The organism is Streptomyces sp. NPDC047061, from assembly GCF_040643955.1.
GTDB lineage: Bacteria > Actinomycetota > Actinomycetes > Streptomycetales > Streptomycetaceae > Streptomyces.
Window position 1 is genome coordinate 221657 of the sequence record NZ_JBEYVI010000007.1, and the last position, 26693, is coordinate 248349.

Genomic DNA, 26693 nt, shown 5'->3' on the forward strand with positions numbered 1-26693 from the left:
CCGGGGCAGGACGGCGCGAAGGAGCCGTGGCCGGTGACGGAGGTCAGCCGGCGGCAGGCGGGCCGGTCAGACCCGACAGAGGCAGCTGGTCGAGCGCTTCAGGTCGATGTGGCGCCGGCGCGAGAGCCTGGAGTACGCCGTGGCGTCGGTGAGGGAGACCGCAAGGTCATCGCTGTACCGCATGCCACTCCTCCCCGTCTCCGGCCCCGTCACGGGGCCACGCGCTTGCGGGAGTCGTCGGTGATCCCGCCGGGCTTTCACCTGGAGCACCCCACCGCGCGGGAGGGTTGCCGGTCAGCGAGCCAGGGCTTGACGCTGACACTCAATGCCGTTGGCGATCGTACGGATCGGTTTTGTCGTACGTCAATGCCCCGGCCCGGCGCCCCATTTGAGAACACGGAGCCGTCTCACGTGCCGGGACGCCCGGTGGACGCACCCAGCGGCGTGTCCTTTGACATCGCCCGTCGGCTCCGCCGAACCCTGTCGAGCGGCGGCCGGAGGGCCGGGTGTGGCCGGGGACGTTCCGAGTTGTCCGTTGCGGGTTGCCGAATGCCCAGTCGTCTGGAAAGTGCGCCCTTGTCATGACAGGGCGGGACGGCGGACTCTGGCAACAGGCACGGCGGTACGCGTACCGGACGTCGGATCCCCGACGGCCCTGAGGCGGCTCGGGAGGCCCGCGGATGTCGGTTTCACCGGAGTGCGGCGTTGATGGTGCCGCTGTCACCGAGCACGAGGCGGAGGCGCTGGTCGAGGGAATCTGTTTCAAGACCGGCCCGCCCCGCACCGTCGGGGTCGAAGTGGAGTGGCTCGTCCACCGGGAACGTGCGCCGCACGATTCCGTGGACCGGGCGGACCTGGAAGCGGCCCACGCCGACCTGCGCACCCTGTCGCTGACGTCCGGGCTGAGCGTCGAGCCCGGCGGCCAGGTGGAGCTGAGTTCCCGGCCGGCCCCGTCGCTGGCCCGGTGCGTGTCGGAGGTCTCGGCCGATCTGGCGGCCGTGCGCACCGCACTCGGCGGACACGGCCTGGCCCTGGCCGGCATGGGCGTCGATCCCTGGCAACCGCCTCGCCGCTTCCTGCGCGAGCGGCGCTACGACGCCATGGAGGCCTGCCTCGACCGTACGGGACCGGCGGGGCGGACCCTGATGTGCACGTCGGCCTCCGTCCAGGTGTGCCTCGACGCCGGCCGGGAGGAACCCGGCGTCATGGGGTTCGCGCGGCGCTGGTGGCTGGCACACCACCTGGGCGCGGTCCTGGTCGCGGCATTCGCCAACTCGCCCATGGCCGTGGGGCGTGCCACGGGCTGGCGGTCCACCCGGCAGCTGATGTGGGCGGAACTCGATCCGGGACGGGCCGGCGGACCCTCCCTGGCCCACGACCCGCGCCGCGCCTGGGTCCGGCGGGTCCTCGACGCACCGGTGATGTGCGTACGGCGGGACGGCCCCTGGGAGGTGCCGGACGGCGTGAGCTTCCGCGACTGGACCCGCTCGCGCACCATGCGCCGGCCCACCCGTGCGGACCTCGACTACCACATCAGCACCCTGTTCCCGCCCGTCAGGCCGCGCGGCCACCTGGAACTCCGCATGATCGACGCCCAGCCCGGCGACGACGGCTGGCTCGTGCCGCTCGCGGTGGTCACGGCCCTGTTCGACGACCCGGGCGCCGCCGAGATCGCGCACCGGGCGGTGCAGCCCCTGGTGGAGCGGGCCGCGGGAGCCCCGGCACCGCACAATCCGCTGTGGACCGACGCCGCCCGCCACGGGCTTGCCGACCCGCAACTGAGGCGCGTGGCCGTGACCTGTTTCGCCGCGGCGCAGGACGCCCTGCCCCGGCTGGGCGCGAGCACCAGGGTCCTGGACACCGTCGCGGCCCACGCCGACCGCTACGTCCGCCGCGGCCGCTGCCCGGCCGACGACGTGCTCGACCGGCAGCGCGACCGTGACACGTCCGCACGGAGCCGCGCCCGGCGCTGACCCGGAGCGGAGCGGAACGGAGCGGAACGGCACGGCGCCGCGGCGCAGGGCCGGCCGTTTCAGCCGGTCCTGCACCCCGCCGTCGTGCCGGTCAGACCGCCTCCCGCCGCTCCGGAGCGGCGGAGCGATGGGTGAGGGGCGCCCGCAGGCCGAGGTGTTCGCGCAGCGTGCTGCCGGTGTACTCGGTGCGGTAGACCCCGCGCTCCTGCAGTTCCGGGACGAGTAGGTCCACGATGTCGTCGAGGCCGCCGGGGATGAGGTACGGCGTGACGTTGAAGCCGTCGACCGCGCCGTGCCGGACGAAGCGGGCGAACTTGTCGGCCAGGCCGGACGGGGTGCCGACAGGGCCGCGCTGCGGACCGAGCGCGATGACCGTCTCGCGCAGCGACCAGCCGTGTGCCTCCGCCTTCGCCCGCCATTCGGCGACGACCGTGCGCGGGTCGGCGGTCCGCCGCGCCCCGAAGGAGCCGTCGTTCTCGGCGACGACCGGGTCCTCCGCGGGCAGCGGACCGTCGGCGTCGCGGCCGGACAGGTCGATGCCCCACAGCAGCCCGGCGATCCCCGGAGCCGTCGCGGGAGTGACCTGCTGGAGCCGGATCCAGCGCTTCTTCTCCTCCGCCTCCTCCTCGGTGGCGCCGATGATGATCTCGGTGCCGGGCAGGATCCGCAGGTCGTCGTCGGGCCGCCCGACCGCCCGCAGCCGGCGCCGGATGTCCTCGGCGAAGGCCAGCGCGTCGTCGAAGTCGTTGCCGTGCGCGGAGAAGATGACGTCGGCGTTGCGGGCCGCGAAGTCGCGCCCCTCACCGGAGTCACCCGCCTGGAAGATCACCGGGTGGCCCTGGGCGCTGCGCGGCAGGGTGGGGGCGAGGCCGACGTCGAACTGCGTCCCCCGGTGGCGGACTTGGCGTACGGCACCGGGCACCGACCAGGCGGGCGCGGTCATGGACGCGGCGACCGCCTGGTCGTCCCAGGCGTCCCACAGGGCGCGGGCCACGGTGAGGAACTCCTCGGCGCGCCGGATGGGGGTCCCCCGGTTCGAGCGAAGTCGAGAACTGGGGGAGGTCGGCGTGGTCTAGATAGCCGCCCCGGCGGAAGTTGGCGCCGGTCCAGGCGTTGTCCGTGGTCACCACGTTCCAGCCGGCCCGGCCCTCGGAGAGGAGATCGAGGCCGGAGAGGCGGCGGGCGAGGTCCGCGGGTTCGTTGAAGGTGGAGTTGGAGGTGGAGACCAGGCCGATCCGGCGGGTGACCGCGGCCAGCGCCGCGAGCTGGGTGATGGCGTCCGGCCGTCCGGCGACGTCGAGCATCCTGCCGTCAACCTCGCGCAGTTGGAACCCCTCGCCGAGGGGGACCCGGACTTGACCACCGCGTGCGGGACCCGGACGTGGTGGTCGCGGCGAACCGGACCCGCTGGACGGGCCGCCAGGGGTCAGAGGCGGTGGCCGGAAGGACAGACGGCGGAGCAGGTGCGGCAGTAGTCGACATGCCGGCGCGTGATCAGCCGCACGCCACAGCGCCCACCCCGGGGTGTCGCGCCGGATACGTGCATCAAGGGCCTCCACCCGTCAGAAACCGATCGGTTCACCGTACGTCGCCCGCCCCGCCGGGTGTCAAGAACAAGCGACGCGGACCACACCGGGGCCGGGGCCCACGTCCAGACGTCTGTCTCGCCCACGTCCATTCTCTGATGCTCTGTCAGGATCCGTTTGCCCGACGGAGGTCGGGCGCTCCTCCGGCGCCTCGGCCGTCTTCTCCCGCCCCATTGTGTTGAGCTGTGCACACCCTTACTGTTCGACTTTGCCCGAGTCTGTTTGGTGTTGATTGCTCAGTCGGTCTGGAGGCCGCGGTGCGGAGTGATCGGATCGGTTCAGAGGCTGCGAGACCCGGTGGCCGTCGATGGTGGCGGCCCGTCCTCGCGGTGGCGGCGACCATCGCCCTGGCGGCGGGCGTGATCACGCCCGCCGCGGCGCAGGACGCAGGAGAGCGGGCGCCCGCCGCGGCGCCCACCGCCGCGCCACAGGCGCACACGGTGACTCTCGACGGCTACTCGTTCCTCGTCGACGGCCGACGCACCTATCTCTGGTCCGGGGAGTTCCACTACTTCCGGCTCCCGAGCCAGGATCTGTGGCGCGACATCTTCCAGAAGATGAAGGCCGCCGGCTTCAACTCCACCTCGCTGTACTTCGACTGGGGCTACCACTCGCCCAAGCCGGGTGTGTACGACTTCACCGGGGTCCGTGACGTCGACAAGCTCCTCGAGATGGCCGAGGAGGCGGGCCTCTACGTCATCGCCCGCCCGGCGCCGTACATCAACGCTGAGGTCGACAGCGGCGGCCTGCCCGGGTGGCTGACCACCAAGGCCGGGAACAACCGCAGCGACGACCCGCGGTTCCTGAAGTACGCGGACGAGTGGCTGACCCAGATCGACCGGATCATCGCCCGCCACCAGCTGACCAACGGCACCGGGTCGGTCATCGCCTACCAGGTCGAGAACGAGTACTACAACGGCTCGGCCGCCGGCCGCTCCTACATGCAGCATCTGGAGGACAAGGCCCGCGCCGACGGCATCACGGTCCCGCTGACCGGCAACAACAACGGCACCTTCAACTCCGGTACCGGAGCGCTGGACGTCGACGGCCCGGACTCCTACCCGCAGGGCTTCGACTGCTCGAACCCCTCGAAGTGGAACGGCGTCCCCGACATCAGCTACGACCACCCGGCCGGAAAGCCGCTCTACTCGCCGGAGTTCCAGGGCGGCGCCTTCGACCCCTGGGGCGGACCGGGCTACGACAAGTGCGCCCAGCTGATCAACGACCAGTTCGCCGACGTCTTCTACAAGCAGAACATCGCCGTCGGCGCGACCGCCCAGAGCTTCTACATGACCTACGGCGGCACCAACTGGGGCTGGCTGGGCATGCCGGAGAACTACACGTCGTACGACTACGGGGCCGCGATCCGGGAGACCCGCCAGCTCGACCCGAAGTACTACGAGGACAAGCTGATCGGGTACTTCACCCAGTCGGTCGCCCCGCTGACCGAGACCGACGCGATCAGGGCCACCCCGCCGGACGACTCCGCGGTCGTCGACACCGCCCGGATGAACCCCGACACCAGGACGCAGTTCCACGTCCTGCGGCACGGCAACTCCACGTCCACCGCGGTCGACAAGACCCACATCTCGCTGGACTTCAACGCCCAGCCGGCCGCGGACACCACCTACACCTGGGACGACCCCGACTCCGCGCTGCAGTACACCGGTTCGTGGTCGCACGTGGCCAACACCAGCTACACCGGCGGCGACTACAAGCACACCGAGTCGTTCTCGAACAAGGCCGGTGACTCGCTCACCGTCCCCTTCGACGGGACCGCGATCCGCTGGATCGGCTCGAAGACGGGCAACCACGGCTACGCCGACGTCTACCTCGACGGCACCAAGGAAGCCACGGTCGACGACTCGGGGAGTGAGAACCAGGCGGTGCTCTTCCAGAAGACCGGCCTGGCGCCCGGGTCGCACACCCTGAAGATCGTCGTCGACGGGAGCCACGGCTCGGGGTCCACGGACAACTACGTGGCCGTCGACGCCATCGACGTACCGACGGGCGACTCCGCCACGCAGCCGACCTACCCGGTCGTGCCCCAGCAACCCGGCACCGCGATCACGCTCGACGGCCGCGACTCGCACGTGATCGTCGCCAACTACCGGCTCGGGGACGCACAGTTGCAGTACTCCACGTCGGAGATCATGACCAGCGCGACGGTCGGCGACCGGGACGTCGCGGTGCTCTACGGCGACAAGGACAGCGACGGCGAGACCGTACTCCGCTACGCCACCGAGCCCACCGTGACCGCCACCGGCGGCTCGGTCACGACCACCTGGGACGCGGCCACCGGAGACCTCCGGCTGAACTACAGCCACCAGGGCCTGATCCGCATCAGCATCAGCGGCGACGGGAAGCGCCCGCTCCTGCTGCTCGTCGGCGACAAGGCCACGGCGGAGACCTTCTGGCGCCAGGACACGGCCACCGGCCCGGTCCTCGTCCGCGGTACCCACCTGCTGCGCACGGCGACCAGCCTGGACGACGGCCACACCGTGGCACTCACCGGCGACAACGCCGACGACAAGAACATCGAGGTGTTCACCGCCGCCGACCGCGTCACCTGGAACGGCAGGACGGTGCACACCCAGGCCACCGACACGGCGAGCCGCACCGGGACGATCCCGGTGGCCGCCCCGGTCGAGCTGCCGACGCTCACCGACTGGAAGCACACCGAGGAATCCCCCGAGTCGGCCACCGGCTTCGACGACTCCAGCTGGCAGGTGGCCGACAGGACCACCACCAACAGCGTCTCCGGCGACGACGCGCAGCCCGTGCTCTACGCCGACGACTACGGCTTCCACACCGGCAACACCTGGTACCGCGGCCGCTTCCGCGCCACCGGCAAGGAGACCGGCGTCCACCTCGTCTCGGACTCCGGCGGCGACGCGCAGGCGTTCTCCGCCTGGCTCAACGGCACCTTCCTCGGCAGCTCCACCACCGGCAGCGCCGACTTCACCTTCCCCGCCGGATCGGTGAACGCCACCGGCGACAACGTCATCTCCGTGCTCACCGTGAACATGGGCCACGAGGAGGACTACAACTCGACCAACGGCAACAAGACCGCGCGCGGCCTCACCAGCGCCTCCCTCGTCGGAGCGCCGCTGACCTCCGTCACCTGGCGGGTGCAGGGCGTACGCGGCGGCGAGGACCTCCAGGACACCGTGCGCGGCCCGCTCTCCACGGGCGGCCTGTACGGCGAGCGGGCCGGCTGGTCCCTGCCGGGCTACCCGGACAGGAGCTGGAACCAGGTGTCCCTGCCGGCCACCGACACCCGCCCCGGGGTCTCCTGGTACCGCACCGACGCCGAGCTGGACCTGCCGCACGGCCAGGACACCTCGATCGGGCTGACGTTCACCGACGACCCGTCCCGCAAGTACCGTGCCACGATCTTCGTGAACGGCTGGCAGGTCGGCAACTACGTCAACTACCTCGGCCCGCAGCACACGTTCCCCATACCGAACGGCATCCTCAACCCCAACGGCCACAACAGCATCGCCATCGCCGTGTGGAACCTGGACGGCAGCACCGGCGGACTCGGCAAGGTCTCCCTCACCGACTACGGCAGCTACGCCTCGTCCCTGCGCGTCGCGCAGAACGACAGCCCCCGCTACGACGCCGTGAAGTACGCGATGCCGAAGCGTCCGGGAGCGGACGTCACGCTCGACGTGCCGGACACCGCGCAGTCCGCGCAGGCCTTCAGGGCCGAGACGACGGTACGGGTGCCGGAGGACCGGCCGTCCGCCTCCGGCCTGACGGCCTCGCTCTCCGCACCCGACGGGTGGAGCGTGACCGCCACGAGCCCGGCCGCGGTCCAGCGCGTACGGCCGGGTGAGTCGGCCACCTTCACCTGGAACGTCCAGCCGCCGGACGGGACCCTGCCGTCCGCCTCCGCACTCACCACCACAGTGGACTACGTACAGAGCGGACGGCAGGCCGGCGGCGGTGACGAGCGCATCGTCCGAGGGATCCCGCCGGCTCCGCCGGCCGGCACGAGCGCGGTGAGCGACCTGTCGTTCCTGTCCTCCACCAACGGGTGGGGTCCGGTGGAGCGCGACACCAGCGTCGGCGAACAGGCGGCCGGGGACGGCCGTCCGATCACCATCGCCGGCGTCGGCTACGCCAAGGGCCTGGGCACCAACTCGGTCAGCGACGTCCAGCTCTACCTCGCCGGAAAGTGCTCACGGCTGACGGCGCAGGTCGGCGTCGACGACGAGACCGGCGGCGCGGGAACGGTGACGTTCTCCGTGATCGCCGACGGCCGGACGCTGGTGACGACACCGACGATCCGTGGCAAGCAGGCCGCGGTGTCCGTCGACGTCGACGTCAGCGGCGCCCAGGTGGTCGACCTCAAGGTCGGCGACGCGGGCGACGGCAACGGCAACGACCACGGCGACTGGGCGGTACCGACACTGACGTGCGGCTAGCCGGCTGAGGTCTTCGAGCGTGCGGCCGGCCGGATGACGGCTTCGAGTGCAGTGTTCGCGGGCCCGAGGGGCACTTGGGCATGCCCGCTCTCCTGGCCGGGACGACCGTTTCGGAACGGAGCGGGTGGCCGGACGGTGGTGCAGGACGAAGGCGCGACCTCGACCGGGTGGTGGAGAGCGGGGCGGGCGGTGGCGCGGTGGCGGCTTCCGCACGCGCCCGTCCTGCTCCCTGAACCTCAGTGAGGACCGCTGTGACCAGCCGTTCTTTCCTGCGCGTTGCGCCCCGGGGCCGGTCAACCCCGGGGCGGCGCGGCGCGGATGGTCTCTTTCCCCCGGCCGGCCGTGACCGGCCGCGGCAGCGGTGGACGGGTTGCTCGGGGGGAGGCTGACGCGTCCGGGGACAGAAGGGGCGGGTCGTTCACGGGAGGTACTGTGATCGAGTGAATGTGTCGACTCGCGGCAGACGGCTGCGGAGCCGAGCCGCCACAGCAGCCTTCGTCTGCGCGATCACCCTGTTACCCGGCCCGAGTTACGCGACCCCGGGCGAACCCGATCCGCGGAACGACCAGTCGATCGAGGACATCCACGACGAGCTGAACGGCCTCTACCGCCAGGCGGAGGTGGCAACCGAGGCGTACGACACCGCCGATGTGAAGGCGGCCGAGCAGGAGAAGCGGCTGGCGTCGCTGCACAAGGACCTGACCCGCACCGAGGACAGGCTCGACGATCTGCGCGACCTCGCGGGTGCCGCCGCCCGCACCCAGTACCGCGGGGGCAACCTCGACTCCACAGGCATCCAGTTGCTGCTCGGCGACCACCCCGACCACGCCCTGGACGACGCGTCCCAGGCCCGCCAGGCCCTGCGCAACCTGGTCACGGTGTCCACGATCCAGAAGAACACCCGCGCGGAGCTGAGCCGGCAGACCGACGCGGCCGCCGAGAAGCTCCGGGAACTGAAGAACACCCGCGCGGACAAGGCCGAGGCGAAACGGAAGATCGAGAACAAGATCTCCGAGGCCGAGCGGATCGAGGCGGGACTCAAGAAGGAACAGACCCGCAAGCTGGCCCAGTTGGAGAAGGAGGAGGCGCAGGAGGCCAAGTCCAGGTGGACGGGCCCCGGTTCCGGTGACGGCACCTCGACCGGCAGCGGTTCGGGCGGCGGCCGGGTGAAGGCGAGCGGAGCAGCCGCCAAGGCCGTCGCCTTCGCGCTGGCCCAGATCGGCAAACCGTACGTATGGGGTGCCGTGGGCCCCTCGTCGTACGACTGCTCGGGACTGACCTCCACGGCATGGGCGGCGGCCGGGCACCCCATACCCCGCACCTCGCAGGCACAGTGGCAGGGGCTGACCCGGGTCAGCCTGGCCTCCGTGCGGCCCGGAGACCTGATCATCTACTACGACGCCACGCACGTGGGCATGTACATAGGGGACGGGGAGATCGTCCACGCCCCGCGGCCCGGACGCACGGTCACGACCGCACCGGCCGCCTCCATGCCCGTCCTCGGTGTCGTCCGACCCGGAGTCTGAGCGGATGACCTACTCACTGACCCCCCGCAACCAGGGAAACCTGCCCGCGGTGAGCGCACCGCCGCTGATCCGCCTCGACGCCTATGTCGCCGAGGACGGGTCGACGGTGGTCAACGGCCATCTGCTGGAGATGGGCGGCACGCGACCGCCCAACGAGGCGATCCTCGACGCGATCGCCATGTTCGCCCGCACCCTGCGGGCCCCGGTGGCGGCCACCGTCATCGACCGCACCGTGCTGCAGGTGGCACGCCTGCGGGTGTACCCCGACGGCTCCAGCCGGACCATCGCCGACGAGGAGGACCTGCCGCCCGGGCGCGAGCGGACCGCCGCGGAGGAGGAGGCGTTCCCTCCGCTCGCCCGCGTGGAACGCATCACCCAGCACGCGCAGCGCGGGGAACTGCACGCCGCCTCCGTCCTCGCCAGTGCGCTGCGGGAGCACCTGACCCTGCGCAGGGGCGCGGAGGACGAACTGTCCCTGGAGGCACGGGCGATCGAGGCGTACCTCGCCTATCTGCGCGGCGACTACATGCACTCCACCGTCCTCGCGCTGACCGTCGCGCGCATCCGCTGCCGCACCGACCTGAGCCGGGCGGCGCCCGAGGTGGCCCGCGCCACCGCGGCGTGGCAGCGGCTGCTGGACGACGGCCAGGTGGCCACCCGGGGACAGGAACTGCTGCACATGTGGGAGCACCTGGCCGCGGAGGGCTATCTGCGGGAACCGGACCACCAGGCGATGGCCCAGGCCGTGCGGACCCGGCTCGCACGGGGCGACCGCTCGGTTCCGGCCCCGGCCGCGGTACCCGCGCTGACGGCGGGCCAGGGGCCGGTCGCCCCCGAGGACGAGCCCCTCAGGCCGACGCGGCGGGGGCTGCGCCGTTTCACCCGGCGGCCGGGCCGGCCCGCCGGGTGATCGGATCCCCTGGGCGGGATCGGCGGCGGGTCCGGTCCCCGTCGCCTCGCTGCGGCCCTAGGACCAGCTCGGCGACGGCCCCCCGGGCTGTCCGTAGGGCACGGGCCGGCCGGTGACGGCGTCCAGGAGGACGCGGTCCCCGAGCGGCTCGTGCAGCTCCACCTTCATGTCCTGCATGAGCATCTGGGCGGTGCAGGGGCCGCTCTTGGCTCCCGTGACGGAGGCGTACAGCACGACGCTCTCGTCCGTCTCCAACGCCCTGACGACGGGGCCGTCGTCGCAGGCTCCGTGCGCGGCCTCCACGGTGACGGACCGGCCGTCCGCAGCGGTCCCGGCCAACTTCGGGATGCTCCAGAGGCCGCCGGCAGACCCCTGCGCCGTCGATCCGATCGGTGACCGGGGGAGCTTCGACGGGGTGACGGCCACCCGTTTGAGCGGCGTGTCGTAACCGTCCAGCGTGAACAGCCAGGCGGGAACGGTGGCGGTGCCCCGGCTGGTGGCGATGGTCGTCGTGCCGAGCTTCGCTCCCGTCACGGTCAGGCGGGCGCCCGTGCTGTCGTCGAGGGCGAACGACTGGTAGGCCTGTTCCGCTCCCCACAGCGGCCGGGTCAGTGTGTCCCCGCTCGGCCAGCCGACCTTCCCCTTCGCGGCGGTGGCGGCGGGCAGCTCGCCCCGCAGCGTGAAGTTCCGGTTCTCGGAGGCGCGTTCGTCCGCCTTGCTGTGCCAGCCGGACTCCGGTGCCTGTACCGCGTCGGCCATGGGGTAGTACCCCTTGCTCCATGCGGTGGCCGCGGCGGATCCCCGCCAGGCGTCGGCCACTTGACGGGCCCGCTCCCGCTGCCGCGGCGACTGGGACGTGTCGTTGTCGTCGCCTCCCGGGCCGCTGTCGCAGCCGGCGAGGAGGCAGGCGCCCAGCAAGGGCGCGAGAAGAAGGCCGACGAGGTGCTTCGCTCGTATGGTCATGACATTCCCCCGGAAGGTGTCCGACGAGGGATCTCCGCGATCCCCACCGGGGGCACGACGCGCAGAGGCTGTTCGATCCCCGGCGCCGGCCCCGTGTCCACACCTACGACGCACGGGGGCGCGCCGGCGTTCGCCCGCTGCGGTCCTCGCCCGGAGCGGGCCGGACCCGCCGCGTCAGGGCCGCTCAGTACGCGTGGTGGACCTGCCAGAACGCCCAGGCCTGGCAGGGGCTGCCATAGGTGGTGTTCATGTAGTTGAGGCCCCACTTGATCTGGGTGGCCGGGTTGGTCTGCCAGTCGGAGGCGACGGAGGCCATCTTGTTGCCGGGCAGAGCCTGGACGAGGCCGTAGGCGCCGGAGGAGGGGTTGACCGCGAGGTAGTTCCAGGTGGACTCGTGGTCCACGATGTTGCTGAAGCACTGGAACTGACTGCTGCCCACGATCTGCGCGGCCATCGCCTTGATCTGCGCCACGGTGTAGGAGCTCTGCACGGGGAAGCCGGCCGTCGGGTCGCCGGCCGCGGCCTTGGCCGCCGCGCGCTCCTTGGCCTCGGCCTGCTTCGCCTGCGCGGCCTTGGCCGCCGCCGCCCGCGCGGCCTGCTCGGCGTCCTTCCGGGCGCTCACGTCCGCCTGTACCGCCATGGCGTCGGCCTGCTGCGTCAGCGACGCGGTCTGGACCTGTGCCTGCTCGCCCGCCGGCAGGTCCGCGAGGAGGGTGGCATCGGTCGCGGTCGACTCCGCGTCGTTGTTCTGCGCGCTGCTGCCCGAGGCGACACCGACGACACTTCCGACAGCGGTGACCGCGGTGGCCGACGCCACCGCGATTCCCCGGACCGATATGCGGCTCACGCGCTTCTCTTCCTCTTCGCCCGGGCCACCGTGTGCGGCGGTCGACGGAAGCATCTCGCTCGTTGGGTACGGCGGTTGGAACACTCTTGCGTGCCGGTCCGCCCGACGCAATGCCGTAGCGCGTGCGGATCCTCACACCCGCCCGCGCCGCGCCGCCCACTCTGTGAATGAATGATCCGGGAATTCGTTGACTTTTGGTTGGGTGAGCCAGAGGATTCCCGGCGTGACCCACCATGCGTACGGCCCCGGTGACCTGTCCGAGACCCTGGACGAGGCCGCACACCGCTGTCTGGTCGCGGGATTCGACGGTACGACGGCCGTCCCCGACACCCTGAAACGGCTCGTCGACCGCGGCCTGGGCGGCGTCATCCTCTTCACCCGCAACATCCGGGACGCCGACCAGGTCCGTGAACTCACCGGCACACTCAGGGAGTTACGGCCCGATCTGCTGGTGGCCATCGACAACGAGGGCGGCGGCATCGGCCATCTGGTCGCCGCCGGCGCCCCCGAGGCGCCCGGCTCCTGGGCCCTCGGCGTCGCCGACGATCCCGCCCTCACGGCCGCCTGCGCCGACGCCCTCGCCGGCCACCTGGCCACCCTCGGCATCACCGTCTCCTACGCACCGGTCGCCGACCTCCAGCACCGCCCCGAGAACCCGATCGTCCGCACCCGCGCCTTCGGCACCGACCCCGACCTGGTCTCCCGCCATCTGCGCGCCTGGATCGCTGCCACCGAGGCGCGCTCGATCGCCTCCTGCGCCAAGCACTTCCCCGGCCACGGCGGCACGGTCACCGACAGCCACCACGAGACCGCGATCGACCCGCGACCGTACGCCGAACTCGACCTCGCCCCCTTCCGGGCCGCCATCGACGCCGGTGTGCCGATGCTCATGAGCGCCCATGTCGTCTTCGCGGCCCTCGACCCCGACCGCCCCGCCACCCTCAGCCCCCGCATCCTCGGCGACCTGCTGCGCGGCGAACTCGGCTTCGACGGCGTGCTGGTGAGCGACGCGCTGGAGATGCAGGCAATCGCCGGCCGCTACGGCGAGGCCGCCGCCGCCCGGATCGCGCTGGCCGCCGGAGCCGACCAGGTCATCGTGGCCGTACCGGACCTGGAGACCACCCTCGCCTGCCGCGACGCCGTCCTGGACGCGCTGCGCGCCGGGGAACTGGCCCCGGAGCGGGTCGAGGAGGCGGCGGCCCGGGTACGACGGCTCGCCCGCCGGTACGCCACCCCGCCCGCCCCCGCCGCGGTGACCCCATGGGACGAGGGCGCCGGGTCGACGGCCGCACGGCGGGCCGTCCACAGCCGGGGTGTGCTGCCCCCGCCCGTGCCGGGCGCGTACGTCGTCGACCTGTTCCCGCCGCCGCATCCCGCCCTGAACTGGGGCGGGGAGGACCTGCTCACCGAGGTGCGGTCCCTGGACCCGGCGGCCGTCGGGACGGCGCTGACGAGCGAACCCGGCGAGGCCGATGTGGCCGAGATGCTGCGGGCGGCACAGGGGCGGCCGCTGGTGGTGGCCGTCTGCGACGCCGGGCTCCATCCCTGGCAGCGGCGGCTGCGCGAGGCCCTGCTGGCCGCCCGCCCGGACGCGGTCGTGGTCTCGACCGGGCTGCCGGAGGGCGAGGCGCTGTGCGCGTACGGGCGGGGCCGGGCCAACCTCCGTGCTATGGCGGAGGTGCTGTCGGGCGCGGGTCCTACGGCCGGATCAGCTCCTTGATGCCCCGGGCCGCCAGACAGTGATCGTCCGCGGCCTGCTCCGCCAGGACCACCGCCGGCCTGGCGCCGTCCGCGCGCAGGCTCGTCCACGCCTCGAAGAAGGCGCCGCCCGGACCCGAGACCGCGCGGCCGGCGGGCGTGCAGTCCAGGACGAGGGCGCTCTCCCGAGGCGTCACAGGCTGCCGGACGCGCAGCTCCGCCACGGTCTCCGCGAGCGCGTGGGCGATCGGCTTCGGGCGGCCCGCCGAGTCGAACAGGCCCAGGGTGTACTCGAGTTCGGGGAAGTCGGCGAGGGCCCGGTCCACGTCGTGGGAGCACCACCAGGTGACGCCCCACAGCTGCGCGCAGTCCGCCGCGTTCAGCAGGGTCGCGCGGGCGAAGTCCGGCGCGTCGGCGGCCGGGATGTGCGGCTCGGGCGCGCCGGTCTCCTGGACCCAGACCCGGCGGGCGGGGTCGGTGGCATAGGCCTTGGCGAGTTCGGTGCCGTACTCGGCGAGGTGCCGCACCTGGGGGGAGCGCGGGCCGTAGCGGCGGGCGCAGTCGCCGGAGAACACCCAGGGGTGCACCGTGGTCAGGTCCCCCCTGCGGGCCGACGCCTCCGGGGTGAACGGGTGGTCGTCGCCGTACCAGGCCGCGTCGTACGCGGAGTGGGTGACCAGCCCGACGCCGTCGCCCAGCCCCTCCCGTGCCGCCGCGAGCAGCGTGTCCAGGTAGTGGTCGACCTCGGCGACCGCCACCGGGTTGTGCTCGACCAGGTTGTTGAGCTCGTTGCCGAGCTGCAGGCCGATGAGGTTCGGGCGGCCGGTCAGGGCGCGGCCCAGGGTGCGGAGCAGGGCGGCCTGGGCCTCGACGGCCGCCGGGTCGGTGAAGACGTTGCGGTGGTGCCAGCTGCGGGTCCACTCCGGGTAGAAGTCGAAGCTCGACAGGTGGCCCTGGATGCCGTCCACGAGGACATCGAGGCCGAACTCGGCGGCCAAGTCGACCAGTTGGACGAGCTGGTCCACGGCGGCGGGGCGGACGAGGGTGCGGTTGGGCTGGAGCAGCGGCCACAGGTGGAAGACCCGGACGTGGTCGAGACCCAGTCCGGCGATCTGTGCGAGGTCCTCGCGGGCCTGGCCCGGATCGAAGTCGTGCCATGCATGGAACCAGCCACGACGTGGGGTGTAGTTGACACCGAAGCGGAGTGCGGGGGCGTGCGGGGGCGTGCTGATGGCGTCCTCCTCGGGGCCTCGGACCCTGGCTGCTCGGATCTTGTGTGCGGCGAATGTATCAACCACCATGGACGACAATGAATAGTGATTTGAACCAAGACTCGCCCTGGGTCCTCGGAATCGACGCCGGTGGTACCCGCACCCGGGCGGTCCTCGCCGACGCGCGGGACGGACGGGTCGTGGGGGAGGGCGTGGCCGGGCCGGGCAACGCGCTGACCGTCCCGGAGCCGGAGCTCGCCGATCACCTGGCCGAGGCGGTCGCGTCGGCCGTGCCGGAGGCGGGACGCGCGCGGGTGGCCGCGGTGGTCGGCGGCTTCGCGGGGGCCGCCCGCGCTCCCGAGGAGGAGCCGGGCCGGGTGCGGGCGCGGGCCGCCCTCACCGCCGCGCTGACCCGGCTGGGCATCGGCACCGGGGCGGTCGAGGTCTACAGCGACATCGAGGCGGCCTTCGCCGGGGCGCCCGGGCAGCCGGCCGACGGACTCGCCCTGGTGGCCGGCACCGGTGCGGTCGCCGCCCGGATCGAGGGACGGGTGCTGGTGGCCACCTCCGGCGGGGACGGCTGGCTGCTGGGGGACGACGGCGGCGGGTTCTGGATCGGGCGCGAGGCGGCACGGGCCGCCCTGCGCGCCGCGGACGGCAGGGGCGGACCGACGGCACTGACGGCGGCCGTCGGGCGGACCCTGGGGATCCCGGCGAGCGCACTCCCCCCGGCCGAAGACGCGCTCTGGAGGCCGGAGTCGCGCGCGGCCTACCGGGCATGTCTCCTGCCGGCCGTGCTGGACCGCCCACCGGTACGGCTGGCCGATCTCGCGCCCCTGGTGCCGCGTGCGGCGGCCGAGAAGGACACGGTCGCCGCGGCCGTTCTCCGGGACGCGGCCGCTCATCTGGCCGCAACCGTCGCCGCGTTGGGGCCGCGTCCGGGTGAAGCCCTGGTCGTCACGGGCGGACTGGTGGCTCCGGACGGCCCGTTGCTCGCCCCCGTCACCGAACGGCTCTCCTCCCTCGACCTCACCGTCACCCCGGTGCCGGACGGCTGTGCGGGCGCCGTGGCGCTGGCGCGGCTCCTCGCCACCGGCCGCCGACCCGCGGAGGCTCCGTGACCGTCCCCACCTACCGCATCCCCACCGCCCCCCTCGACGACCGCGTCGCCGACCTCCTCGCCCGGATGACCCTGCGGGAGAAGGCCGGCCAGCTCAATCAGCGCATGTACGGCTGGCATGCCTACCGCCGCACCCCCGACGGCCGCTTCGAACTCACCGACGCCCTGCGCGCCGAGACCGACCGCCGCGCCGGACTCGGTGCCCTCTACGGCCTGATGCGCGCCGACGCCTGGTCCGGCGTCGACCACCGCACCGGACCGGGCGCCGACGACAGCGCCGAACTCGCCGACCTGGTCCAGCGGCACGTCCTGGACAGCAGCCGCCTCGGCATCCCCGCCCTGTTCGTCGAGGAGGTCCCGCACGGACACATGGCCCTCGACGGCACGGTCCTGCCGGTCAACCTCGCCGTCGGCGCCACCTGGGACCCCGGCCTGTACGAGCGGGCCGCCGCCCATGCCGCCGCCGAACTACGGGCCCGCGGCGGCCATCTGGCCCTCGTCCCGGCCCTGGACATCGCGCGCGACCCGCGCTGGGGCCGCACCGAGGAGTGCTTCGCCGAGGACCCGTACCTCGCCGCACGGCTCACGGAAGCCCTCGTCCGCGGCATGCAGGGCGACCGTGCCGAGTTCTTCGCCGCCGACAAGGCGCCCGTGGTCCTCAAGCACTTCGCCGGGCAGGGCGCCACCGTCGGCGGCCGGAACTCCGCCGAGTCCGAACTGGGTCTGCGTGAACTCCACGAGATCCACCTCCCCGCCGTCCGCGCCGGCGTGCGTGCCGGGGCCGCCGCCGTCATGGCCGCGTACAACGAGGTCGACGGGATGCCGTGTTCGGGCAACCGTGCGCTGCTCACCGGGATCCTGCGGGAGAGCTGGGGATTCGACGGGCTGGTGATGGCCGACGGCCTCGCCGTGGACCGGCTGGCCCGGATCACCGGCGACACGGTCTCCGCGGGAGCCCTCGCCCTCCACGCCGGTGTCGACCTGAGCCTCTGGGACGAGGGGTTCACGCATCTGGAGGAGGCGGTCGAGCGGGGGCTGGTCGAGGAGTGCGTCCTCGACGCCGCCGTCGCCCGGGTGCTGCGGCTGAAGTTCCGCCTCGGCCTCTTCGAGCAGCCGTACACCCGGCGCGTCCCGCTGCCGGACGGCGGCCGGGAGCTGAGCACCGACCTCGCGCGGCGCTGCGTCACCCTCCTCCACAACGACGGGGGCGTCCTGCCGGCCGGACCCGAGGTCCGCCGTATCGCCGTGCTCGGCGCCCACGCCTCGACCACCGCCCACCAGCTCGGCGACTACACCGCGCCGCAACACCCGGGCGCGGGCAGCACGGTGCTCGACGCGCTGCGCAGGCTCGCCCCGCCCGGCGTCGAGATCCACCAGGGGGAGGGCCCGGCCGACCTCGCCGTCCTGGTGCTCGGCGGCAGCAGTGCCCGTGCGCCCGGCACCGAGTTCGACGCCAACGGAGCGGCACGCGCCGCCGGTCCGCAGACGACCTGCGGTGAGGGCGTCGACCTCGCGGGACTTCGGCTTCCGGCCGACCAGCGCGCCCTGTTCGAGAAGGTCACCGCGACCGGCACACCCACCGTCGTCGTCCTGGTGCAGGGCCGCCCGCACGCCGTCCCCGAGGCGGCCGAGCGGGCCGGGGCACTGCTCACCGCCTGGTACCCGGGCCCCTGGGGCGGCGACGCGATCGCCGAGGTCCTGCTCGGCCGCACCGAACCCGCCGGCCGCCTCCCGGTCTCCGTCCCCCGCTCGGCGGCCCAACTCCCCGTCTACTACAATCACAAGGACACCGAGTACGGCGGCTACGTCGACGAGAGCACCGAGCCGCTCTACCCCTTCGGGCACGGCCTGTCGTACACGCGTTTCGCGTTCGCCGAACCCCGCCTGACCGGGCGGACCGTCGAGGTCGACGTCACCAACACCGGGCAGCGGCACGGGCGTACCGTCGTCCAGCTGTACGTCCGCAGGCTGCGCCCCGCCACCTGGCCGCGCACCCTCGAACTGCGCGCGTTCGAGGCCGTCGAGCTGGCCCCGGGGGAGTGCCGTACGGTCCTGCTGCACCCGGCGGTCGACGAAGCCGTCGAGATCAGGGTCGGCGCCTGCGCGCGCGAGGCGCTCGGCGCGACCCCGCTCGTCGTGGATCAGAGCTTCACGGCCCCGGCCGAGACCCCCTTGTAGAACCACCGCTGCGTGATCACGAACAGCACCAGCACGGGGACGACGGAGATCACCGACCCGGCCATCACCACCCGCTGGTCGTAGCCGAAGGACGAGCTCTGCAGCCGCGACAGGCCCAGCGTCAGCGTCATGTGGTTCTCGGAGCGCAGCACGATCAGCGGCCACAGGAAGTCGTCCCACGCGCTGATGAACGTGTTGACGACGACCACCATGATCGCGCCCCAGGCCGAGGGGAGATACAGGTACCGGAAGCGCTGCCACTCGTTCGCGCCGTCGAGCATCGCCGAGTCCTCGATCTCCCGCGGGACGGCGAGGAACGCGCCGCGCATCAGCAGGACGTTGATGGCGCCCACGAACCCGGGCAGCCACACGCCCGCCAGGTTGTCGACCAGGCCCAGGTCACGGATGCTCAGGAACAGCGACACCATGATCGACTCGAAGGGGAACATCATCGAGGCGACCAGCACCACCCAGACCGCCTTGCGGCCCTTCCAGCCCGGCTTGGAGAGCATGTAGCCCGCGGTGGTGGAGAACAGCAGCTGGCTGGTGACGGAGAGGGCGACCACGATCAGGCTGTTCCTGATGTAGGTGGCCACCGGTACCTGCTCGAACACCTCCCGGTAGGCGCGCAGCGTCGGGTGGTGCGGGAGCAGGCTCGCGTCCGCGCCGAAGACGTCCTCGCCCGTGCCCTTGAGGGAGGCCAGGAACTGCCAGAGCAGGGGGCCCACGGTGAGCCCGAGGACGAGCAGCAACAGCAGGTAGCGGACGGCCAGTTCGCGCGGGCGGCCGTACTCCCGCCAGCGGGGCAGCAGGCGCCGGGGCCGGTCGACGGCGGACGTCATGCCTCGTCCTCCTTGGTCAGGCGCTGCGCCAGCAGGGTCAGGCCGAGTGTCAGCGCGAACAGGGCGACGCTGACCGCCGAGCCGTACCCGGCGTTGCCGGTGAGCGGGTCCAGGCCGACGTCCCGGATGTAGAAGGGCAGGGTGCGGTCGGCGCCGCCCGGGCCGCCGGTGGAGCTGCCCAGCATGTAGATCTCGGTGAAGACCCGCAGCGAGCCGATGCCGGTGAGGGTGCCGACCAGCATCATGGCCTGCCGTACACCCGGTACGGTGATGTGCCAGAAGCGGCGGACCGCGCCGGCGCCGTCCATCGCGGCGGCCTCGTGCAGCTCTTTCGGCACGTTCCCGAGGGCGGCCAGGTAGAAGACCATGTACCAGCCGAGGCCCTTCCACAGGGTCAGGCCCATCGCGGACAGCAGGATCAGCCAGGAGTCGGACAGGAACGGGATCGCCGACCTGATCAGGTGGGCCTTCTCCAGCCAGGTGTTGACCAGTCCGTCGTCGGCCAGCAGCCACTGCCAGCTCAGACCGACGACCACGCTGGAGGCGAGCACCGGGGTGTAGAAGGCGGACCGGAAGAATCCGATGCCGGGGAGGTTCTTCTCCACCAGGACGGCCAGCATCAGCGGGAGCAGCACCATCAGCGGGACGACGATCAGCGCGTACAGGACGCTGTTGCGGGTCGCCAGCCAGAAGTCCGAATCGCCCAGCATCCGGGTGTAGTTGTCCAGGCCGACGAAGCCCGCGGCGCCGCCGAGCGGCTTGGCGTCGGTGAACGAGAGCAGCAGGGTGTTGAAGAAGGGGAACACCCCGAAGACGACGGCACAGCCGATCGCGGGCGCGGTCCACAGCCATGGCAGCCACCAACGGCGGTACAGCGCCGCCCCGTTGGCACCCGGCGCGGGGCCGGGCAGCAGTCGGCGCAGCAGGGAGGGGGCCGGGCCCGGGGCGGCGGCGGTCCGCTCCGCCGCGGGCACCGGCACCGGACGGGCGGTCTCGGTCGCCACCCTCAACCCGCCTGCTTGAGCAGCTCGTTGGCCTTCGCCTGGGCGTCCTTGACGGCCTGCGCGGCGCTCTTCTTGCCCTGCATGGCCAGCTGCACCTGCGCCACGATCGCGTTCTGCACGGCGGGAGACAGGTTGGTCTGGTAGGCGGTGGCCGTCTTGAGCTGCTCGGCGACCAGCTTGCGGGCCTCGGAGAACGGGTCGTTCCCGGTGACCTGCTGGAAGAACGGATCGTCCAGCGAAGCCGTGGTCGTCGGGAAGACGACCACGTTCGGGTCCTTGCACCAGGCCGTCTGGTTCTCGGCGTCGGTGAGGAACTCGGCGAACGCGAGTGCCACGGGTGCGTGCTTGCTGGTCGCGGCGACGGATATGTACTGCGGGGCGCCGGTGGTGTGGCCGAGCGCGTCGAAGGGCTGCTGGCCGACCGCCGTCTTCGCGTACACCGACGGGCTGTTCTGCTTCACGAACCGCACGAAGCTCGGGTTCGTCGAGCCGTACGCCACCTTGCCCTGGCTGTACAGCGTGGACGGGTCGTTGCTGGAGGACAGCGAGTCCTTCGGCATCGCGCCCTCCTTGTAGAGCTTCGCCATCCAGGCCACCCACTGCACAGTCCTCGGATCATTCGCGAAGACCGCGGACTTGCCGTCGGCGGAGAGCGTCTTGATGTTCATCTGGTCCCAGTCGGCCGGGATCCGCCACACCGGGTTCGCCATCGTCGCGTAGTACGCGCCCTTGGCCGCCTTGGCGACCTTCTCGTAGTCGGCGAACAGGCCGAAGACGCTGCTCGGTGCCTTCGAGGTGTCGACGCCCGCCTTCTTGAGCAGGTCCGTGTTGTAGGTGAGCACGATGCCGCCGGTGTACCAGGGGAGCACGGTGTGCACGGTCGCCCCCGACGAGTCCGTCATGGTGCTGGACTTCCAGAACGCGGGGACGAACGGCTTCGCCACGTCCGGGTCCTTGACGCCCAGGTTCAGCAGGTACCCGGCCCTCGTGAGCGCCGTCGCCGTCTCGGAGTTGAGGTTGATGACGTCCGGCAGGGTGCAGGCCTGGGCGTCGGCGACCGTGCGGGTGGTGAACGTGTTGTCGCCGGGGTCGTCGATCCACTTGACCGTGGCACCGGGGTGGGCCTTCTCGAAGTCCTTGATCACTCCGTTGAAGAACGACCCGAAGTCCTTCTTCAGGTTCGTGGTCTGGAAGGTGATCTGGCCCTTCACGTCCCCGGTGAGCTTCCCCGAACCGACGTTCCCCTGGTCCACCTTGCAGCCGCCGGCCGTCGCGCCCCCGCCGCCGGAACCGCCCGACAGGCCGCAGCCCGCGGCGGTCAGGGCGAGGACGAGGACGCCCGTCATGGATCCGGTCAGTCTCTTCGCACGCATGGTTGTCCTCCTGCGGCCGCTTCCGGATGGTTCAAATCACCAACTTGAAGTCTGATTGATGAAAAGGTGGACCAGAATTCATCGGAGGTCAATGCCTTGCGTGTTGCGTTTCGGTTCCGTGTGCCGACGGACCGGTTCAGTGCCGGTGCTCGTGGTCCGGATGCGCCGGGTCGCCGGGGTGCTCGTGCCCGGGCGGGTACTCGACGCCGGCCCGGGCCCGGTCCAGCCAGTCGAAGAAGGCCTGGCGACCCCGGGCCCGCCGCAACTCCCTTGCCACGTCCTCCCGTACGCGCTCGTACGGCTGGAAGGCCTCGGCCGCCGTGGTCGCGAAGGCATCGACACCGCGCCGCAGCGCGTCCTTGGTGAGGAACCGGTCCCGGTTGCGGACGTAGTAGTCCCGCACCGCCTCCTCCGGTACCCGCTGTTCGGCCTCCAGGGCGGCCAGCAGGGCACGGGCGGCGGGGGAGTGGGCGAGCGCCACCGCGACGATGCTGCCCAGGTCGGCGGCGTCGGTCCCGGACACGGCCAGGACGCGCTCGGGAGAGATCTCCCGGGGTGGTTCCAGGCCGCGCTCCACGCAGGCCCGCCGGGCGAGTTCGTCCGTGACGACGACCTGTGTCGCCCACCGCCGGCGCTGCCGCTCGGCCCGGTGGAGCGCCTCCGTGCGGGTGCCCGCCGGGTCCCGGGCGGGCACGGCCGCCAGCAGTGTCTCCACCCGCTCCACCGGCACGGATGCCCCGTCCACCACAGCCGCGTGCTCGGTCACGGCGCCACCTCCATGACGATCGCCTCGGTGTAGGCGACACACCCGTGCCAGCCGACCTTCGCCAGCAGCCAGTACGACCCCGGCGCCACCGCCGAGGCGTCCACTTCGATCCCGCACTCCAGCGACTCCCCGGCGGCCACCGTGAACCCCTGGCAGCCCGGGGCCACCCCGGCCCAGGTCCCCCACGACGACACCGCCCACAGGGTGCCGTCGACCGGCCCCCGGGTCCGGTTCCGCAGCACCACCGGGACCGTCACCCGGTCACCCCGGCCGACGCGGATCCGCTCGACTCCCAGGCGGGCCACGAGAGTCGGCCCGGTCCGCCCGTCCGGCTCGCCCTCGGCCACGGACCCCGGCACGTCGACGGCGACCACGTCCTCGTACGCCTGCCCGTCGCGGACCAGTCGTGCCCCCAGCCAGTACCGGCCGGGTGGGGTGTCCGGTGGCGGGGTGAGCGTCACCTCGGTGACGGTGAACCCGCCGGGCCCCAACGCGTAGGGCAGGCGGGCGGGTTCGGCCGTCCAGCCGGGCGGGTGTCTCAGGTCGACCGTGCCCGCGGCCGAGGCGTCCGTGAGTTCGGAGGAGATCCGCAGCGTCGCGGTGACCGGTCCGGAGGCGGTGAGCGCGGCCGGCGAGAGATGGACGGCGACCGGGAGGTTGCCGCGGGGCGCGGGCCCGGAGTTGTGCAGCCAGTAGCGGGTGGCCACCGGCTGGGCGGGCTCGTGCGCGGCGATCCCGGGACCCGGTGCGGGCGGCGCGCCCCCGGGAGTCGCCCGTACGGTGGCCACCTCGAAGCCGCCGAGGTCGAGTTCCAGCACACCCCCGTCGGGGACCAGCGGCTCCCCGGGTCTCTCCAGTACGTCCGTCCGCGCGCCCGACGTCCACGGCCGAGGGCCGGTGACCCGGGCCCGCACCGGCCGCCCGTCCACCTCGTGCAGCCGTACGACGACCCCGCTCGCCGGATCCGCGGCCGCCGCGCTGCCCCGCGCGAGAGGCGCACCGCTCGGCTTCAACGCGTCGAGCAGCACCCGGCCCTCGGGTTCGACGGAGAGGAGGGAAACCGTCCGCGGCAGGCTGCCCGGTGCCTCGACGGGTGGCCGGATCCGCGCCGTGAACGGGTGGTTGAAGGCGTGCCCCGCCTGCGGCAGCCCCAACTCCCGCCAGTCTCCCGCACCCGCGACCACGGCGTACTCGAACGTGTGCGACCAGCGCTGGAGTTGAAATCCCGACCTGTCGGGTGCGGTACGGCGGGGCGGGTCCACCCAGATGCCGGAGGGCCAGCCGGTGCAGGACCGCATCAGGGACATGTACAGGTCGCCGGAGGAGGTCACCACGCAGCCGGGCGTGCCCCGGTTGAGCACGGCGAAGCCGCGCCCGTCCCAGGCGTCGCCCGGTGGCAGCGCCTCGCCGCGCCCCGCCGCCGTGGCCCGGACGACCCCGTCGTCCAGGTCGGCGACGAGCGCGTCGACCGCCTTCGCGTCGTCCTCGGCGCCGGCCACGATCAGCAGGGGGAGCTGCTCCAGTTCGCGGAGATCGGCGCCGGGTACCCACTCCTCGCGCAACGACGCCCGCGGGGCCACCCAGACGGTCGCGAGGCCGCTCTCGGCCAGCTGCCGGTTCACCTCACGGGCCGCCGCCGGATCCCAGCTCAGCGCCTCGGCGACCACGGGGTTGCGGTCCGGGGTGCCCACGGCGATCCGCAGGTCGGGCAGGTTGGAGTCCACCTCCAGGTCGCCGTAGCGCGGACCGCCCGCGACCGTCGACGTGGCCGTGACCCCCGCCCGCACCAGAGCCGCCGCGAGCGGGGTGCCCAGCTCGCCGGCGGAGTCCCAGTCGGCATGGATGAGTTCGGCGACCCCGAACGCCCGCTGCCCCAGCAGTCGGCCGCTGTCGTCGTGCACGGCGATCCGGGCCGTGGAACCCAGCCCGAACCAGGTGTTGGCCGGATTGTCGAGGGTCCACGGGAACCGCTCGCTGTCCACCTCCACGAAGCCGAAGCCACGCCCGATCACCGCGTCCGCGACCTCGTGCACCGGCAGCCCGCCCTGCACGTCCGAGGGCCAGCGCACCCGGATCAGCCGGTCGGCCCCGTCGTAGCCGTCGACGGTGGTCGTCACGTCGAGCCGGTCGACGCCCGTCCAGAGCGTCAGCCGCTGCGTGTACCGGAAGAGCCCGAGGTCGCCGCGGACGGTGATCCGCGCCCCGGCGGGGGAGTGCTCGACCTCCACGTCCGCGGTGACGTCCCGGCTCCGGGCGGCGGTCGTGCCGGTCGGGGTGAGATGCCACGGTCCCTCGCCGAACCGCGGATGCCGCGGATACTCCTCCTGCACGACCAGCTCGTTGCCGATGTCACCGGCGCGCAGCAACTCCCGCCCGCCCTCGGCGAGCCGGCGCAGGCTGCGGACCCCGCCACCGCGCGCCGGATCGACGCAGACCTCGTAGAACTCGTTGCGGACGGTGAGCCCTTCACCCGGCGCCCACCCGGGCACCGAACCCTCCGCGAGCGAAAGGGCCTTGAGGCCCATTCCGGGTACGTCCGGTACGACGACCCGGAGCCGGTCGTCCTCGCGGACGGCGGGCAGCGGCAGGCCGGTGAGGTCCAGCGGGACCAGGCCGCCCGGGTCGTCGACCGTGAGCACGTCCCGGCGTCGCCAGGTGGCCGCGTTGAAGACCACCAGGTCCGGGGCGCCGCCGGGCAGCGGGACGACCTCGCGGGCGAGCGCGTCGGTGGCGTCGGCGTGCACCGTCCGGGCCAGGTCGGACAACTCCCGCCAGCCGGTGAGGAGATCGATGTACACCTGGTCCGACTCCGAGCCGGTGATGGCGTCGTGATGGGCGCCGTAGACCAGCTGCCGCCAGGCCTTGTCGAGGGCCGAGTCCGGGTAGGGGTGCCCGGTGACGAGGGAGGCGAGGGTCGCCCAGGCCTCGGCGTCGGCGAGCAGCGTCTCGCCGTACCGCTGGGCCTGCTTGGTGTCGATGTAGGAGACGTCCTTGCCGGTGTAGACCGGGTTCATGTCCCGGGTCTGCGGCGAGGCCGTACGGCCCTCGGCCGCCAGCTCCGCGCGCACGGCGGCGAAGAAGTCGCGGGGGACGGCGCTGACGAAGCGCGGCCAGACGTACCGCTCGTTCCAGTCGCGGTGGATGCCCGTCACCCAGCGGCACGGCGGCGCGTAGTCCCCGCCGACGGGCAGCAGCACGTTCCTGGTCAGCGCGGCCTTCTTGAGCCCCTGGAACAGCCTGAACGCGGCCGCCTCCGCCTCCGGCAGAGTGGGCGCGTTGTCGATCGCCCAGCCGGCGCCGTAGTGGTTGACCATGTAGGCGGTGAGCAGGCCGCGCCCGGACGGCGCGATCCAGTTGAACTCGGCCGGGAACTGCATCCGTCCGGGATCGCGCGGCGCCTCGCCGAAGACGGACAGCGTCGGCCCCCACTGGTGGAACGGTCCGCGCGCCCAGGAACTGGAGGTGATCCCGGCGTCCGCCATCAGCCCGGGAAACTGCGGATCGTGCCCGAACGCGTCCAGCTGCCAGGCGGTTTCGGGCGCCGCGCCCATGATCCGGCGCTGGAAGCCGTCCCCGTACAGGGCGTTGCGGACGGTGGCCTCGGCGCCGGTGAGGTTGGTGTTGGGCTCGTTGTAGGTGCCGCCCATCACCTCGACGCGTCCGGAGCGGATCAGCTGGCGCAGGAAGCCCCGCTCCTCGGGGAAGGCGTCCCAGTAGGGCTTGAGGTAGTCGACCTCCGCGAGCACGAAGGTGTACAGGGGGTCGCGCCGGGCCAGGTCGCAGTGGGCGCGCACCAGGCTCATCCCGGACTGGCCGCGCGAGTCGAAGGTGCGGGCGGGCAGCCCGCTGGAGGCCGGGTCGTCGGCGGTGTCCCAGGTCTCGGTGTAGGCGGCCTGGGTGTTCCACCAGACGGGGTCGTAGTGGAAGTGGCTGACCATGAACATGGTCCAGCCGGGCTCGGCGGCGGTGAACTCGGCCGCGTGGCGCAGGAGTCGGCCCGCGCCCGCGTCCTCGACGGTCACCGTGATGCCGCGCCGGTCGCCGGGCGCGAGCCGCTCGGCCGACACCGGGACCTCCGCGCGTACGAGTCCGTCCTCGCCGGCGGTGGCCCGGTGCTCGCCGACGCTGCGCACCCCCGGCCCCTCGACGGTCAGCAGCACCGGGCGGCCGGGGAGGTGCTCGACCCGGACGACGACCACCTGCAGCGGTTTCTCCGGGGTGCCGGTGAAGAGCTCGGTCGACTCGACAGAGGTCACACGCATG

General features: G+C 72.6%; 16 protein-coding genes, 1 pseudogene and 1 riboswitch. Of the genes and pseudogenes, 7 read left to right on the forward strand and 10 right to left on the reverse strand.

Features of this window, described 5'->3' with window-relative positions:
- Positions 1-66: 66 nt before the first annotated feature.
- The gene (locus tag ABZ887_RS14420) at positions 67-183 is read right to left on the reverse strand and encodes a putative leader peptide (RefSeq protein ID WP_361287927.1); all 117 of its coding nucleotides are present in this window, start codon (positions 181-183) and stop codon (positions 67-69) included.
- A gap of 33 nt (positions 184-216) precedes the next feature.
- Positions 217-330, reverse strand: a riboswitch (SAM riboswitch).
- A gap of 350 nt (positions 331-680) precedes the next feature.
- Here ABZ887_RS14420 and egtA point away from each other — a divergent pair.
- Positions 681-1973, forward strand: a complete 1293-nt coding sequence (gene egtA, locus ABZ887_RS14425; RefSeq protein WP_361287930.1) for an ergothioneine biosynthesis glutamate--cysteine ligase EgtA — start codon at positions 681-683, stop codon at positions 1971-1973.
- 91 nt (positions 1974-2064) lie between these two features.
- On the opposite strand, the pseudogene ABZ887_RS14430 reads toward egtA, so the two are convergent.
- A pseudogene (locus ABZ887_RS14430) lies at positions 2065-3316 on the reverse strand (NtaA/DmoA family FMN-dependent monooxygenase); the annotation flags it as partial.
- Between the two features lie 500 nt (positions 3317-3816).
- Here ABZ887_RS14430 and ABZ887_RS14435 point away from each other — a divergent pair.
- From ABZ887_RS14435 to ABZ887_RS14445, 3 genes are all read left to right on the forward strand, one after another.
- The gene (locus ABZ887_RS14435; protein WP_361287933.1) at positions 3817-7992 is read left to right on the forward strand and encodes a beta-galactosidase; all 4176 of its coding nucleotides are present in this window, start codon (positions 3817-3819) and stop codon (positions 7990-7992) included.
- Positions 7993-8432: 440 nt separating this feature from the next.
- Positions 8433-9518 carry an NlpC/P60 family protein gene (locus ABZ887_RS14440; RefSeq protein ID WP_361287937.1) on the forward strand — a complete coding sequence of 362 codons (1086 nt, stop codon included), beginning with the start codon at positions 8433-8435 and terminating at the stop codon, positions 9516-9518.
- A 4-nt stretch (positions 9519-9522) separates the two neighbouring features.
- A complete protein-coding gene (locus ABZ887_RS14445) occupies positions 9523-10428 on the forward strand; it encodes a hypothetical protein (protein ID WP_361287940.1) in 906 nt (301 codons plus the stop codon).
- Positions 10429-10485: 57 nt separating this feature from the next.
- On the opposite strand, the gene ABZ887_RS14450 is transcribed toward ABZ887_RS14445, so the two are convergent.
- Together ABZ887_RS14450 and ABZ887_RS14455 are read right to left on the reverse strand one after the other, a co-directional pair.
- Complete coding sequence (locus tag ABZ887_RS14450; protein WP_361287943.1) at positions 10486-11391, reverse strand: hypothetical protein; 906 nt, start codon at positions 11389-11391, stop codon at positions 10486-10488.
- A gap of 184 nt (positions 11392-11575) precedes the next feature.
- Positions 11576-12238, reverse strand: coding sequence for a transglycosylase SLT domain-containing protein (locus tag ABZ887_RS14455; RefSeq protein WP_361287947.1), 663 nt, complete (start codon positions 12236-12238; stop codon positions 11576-11578).
- Between the two features lie 223 nt (positions 12239-12461).
- On the opposite strand from ABZ887_RS14455, the gene ABZ887_RS14460 reads away from it, so the two are divergent.
- Positions 12462-13958, forward strand: a complete 1497-nt coding sequence (locus ABZ887_RS14460) for a glycoside hydrolase family 3 N-terminal domain-containing protein (protein ID WP_361287950.1) — start codon at positions 12462-12464, stop codon at positions 13956-13958.
- Here ABZ887_RS14460 and ABZ887_RS14465 read toward each other — a convergent pair.
- Entirely contained in the window at positions 13936-15237 is a 1302-nt protein-coding gene (locus tag ABZ887_RS14465) for a glycosyl hydrolase (RefSeq protein WP_361287953.1), read from the reverse strand. The two genes, ABZ887_RS14460 and ABZ887_RS14465, sit on opposite strands and share 23 nt — an antisense overlap.
- A 20-nt stretch (positions 15238-15257) precedes the next feature.
- Here ABZ887_RS14465 and ABZ887_RS14470 point away from each other — a divergent pair, with 20 nt between their 5' ends.
- Together ABZ887_RS14470 and ABZ887_RS14475 are read left to right on the forward strand one after the other, a co-directional pair.
- Positions 15258-16268, forward strand: coding sequence for a BadF/BadG/BcrA/BcrD ATPase family protein (locus ABZ887_RS14470; protein ID WP_361287956.1), 1011 nt, complete (start codon positions 15258-15260; stop codon positions 16266-16268).
- A 65-nt stretch (positions 16269-16333) separates the two neighbouring features.
- On the forward strand, positions 16334-18445 hold the full coding sequence (locus tag ABZ887_RS14475; protein WP_361288051.1) for a glycoside hydrolase family 3 N-terminal domain-containing protein: 2112 nt from the start codon (positions 16334-16336) through the stop codon (positions 18443-18445).
- Here the strand turns inward: ABZ887_RS14475 and ABZ887_RS14480 are convergent.
- The 5 genes from ABZ887_RS14480 to ABZ887_RS14500 form a co-directional block, all read right to left on the reverse strand.
- Complete coding sequence (locus ABZ887_RS14480) at positions 18409-19287, reverse strand: carbohydrate ABC transporter permease (protein WP_361287959.1); 879 nt, start codon at positions 19285-19287, stop codon at positions 18409-18411. The two genes, ABZ887_RS14475 and ABZ887_RS14480, sit on opposite strands and share 37 nt — an antisense overlap.
- Positions 19284-20267, reverse strand: a complete 984-nt coding sequence (locus ABZ887_RS14485) for a sugar ABC transporter permease (protein WP_361288054.1) — start codon at positions 20265-20267, stop codon at positions 19284-19286. The genes ABZ887_RS14480 and ABZ887_RS14485 overlap by 4 nt, the downstream gene beginning before the upstream one ends.
- A 26-nt stretch (positions 20268-20293) precedes the next feature.
- Complete coding sequence (locus ABZ887_RS14490) at positions 20294-21664, reverse strand: extracellular solute-binding protein (RefSeq protein ID WP_361287962.1); 1371 nt, start codon at positions 21662-21664, stop codon at positions 20294-20296.
- Positions 21665-21800: 136 nt separating this feature from the next.
- A complete protein-coding gene (locus ABZ887_RS14495; protein WP_361287965.1) occupies positions 21801-22430 on the reverse strand; it encodes a peptidyl-prolyl cis-trans isomerase in 630 nt (209 codons plus the stop codon).
- Complete coding sequence (locus ABZ887_RS14500; protein WP_361287968.1) at positions 22427-26692, reverse strand: NEW3 domain-containing protein; 4266 nt, start codon at positions 26690-26692, stop codon at positions 22427-22429. The genes ABZ887_RS14495 and ABZ887_RS14500 overlap by 4 nt, the downstream gene beginning before the upstream one ends.
- Position 26693: the final 1 nt, after the last annotated feature.

What these genes read in the sequence shown, in the direction of transcription:
- ABZ887_RS14420 (WP_361287927.1), bottom strand. Translation starts at nt 183, where the DNA reads ATGCGGTACAGCGATGACCTTGCGGTCTCCCTCACCGACGCCACGGCG.
- egtA (WP_361287930.1), top strand. Translation starts at nt 681, where the DNA reads ATGTCGGTTTCACCGGAGTGCGGCGTTGATGGTGCCGCTGTCACCGAG.
- ABZ887_RS14445 (WP_361287940.1), top strand. Translation starts at nt 9,523, where the DNA reads ATGACCTACTCACTGACCCCCCGCAACCAGGGAAACCTGCCCGCGGTG.
- ABZ887_RS14450 (WP_361287943.1), bottom strand. Translation starts at nt 11,391, where the DNA reads ATGACCATACGAGCGAAGCACCTCGTCGGCCTTCTTCTCGCGCCCTTG.
- ABZ887_RS14465 (WP_361287953.1), bottom strand. Translation starts at nt 15,237, where the DNA reads ATGGTGGTTGATACATTCGCCGCACACAAGATCCGAGCAGCCAGGGTC.
- ABZ887_RS14475 (WP_361288051.1), top strand. Translation starts at nt 16,334, where the DNA reads ATGACCCTGCGGGAGAAGGCCGGCCAGCTCAATCAGCGCATGTACGGC.
- ABZ887_RS14480 (WP_361287959.1), bottom strand. Translation starts at nt 19,287, where the DNA reads ATGACGTCCGCCGTCGACCGGCCCCGGCGCCTGCTGCCCCGCTGGCGG.
- ABZ887_RS14490 (WP_361287962.1), bottom strand. Translation starts at nt 21,664, where the DNA reads ATGCGTGCGAAGAGACTGACCGGATCCATGACGGGCGTCCTCGTCCTC.
- ABZ887_RS14500 (WP_361287968.1), bottom strand. Translation starts at nt 26,692, where the DNA reads ATGCGTGTGACCTCTGTCGAGTCGACCGAGCTCTTCACCGGCACCCCG.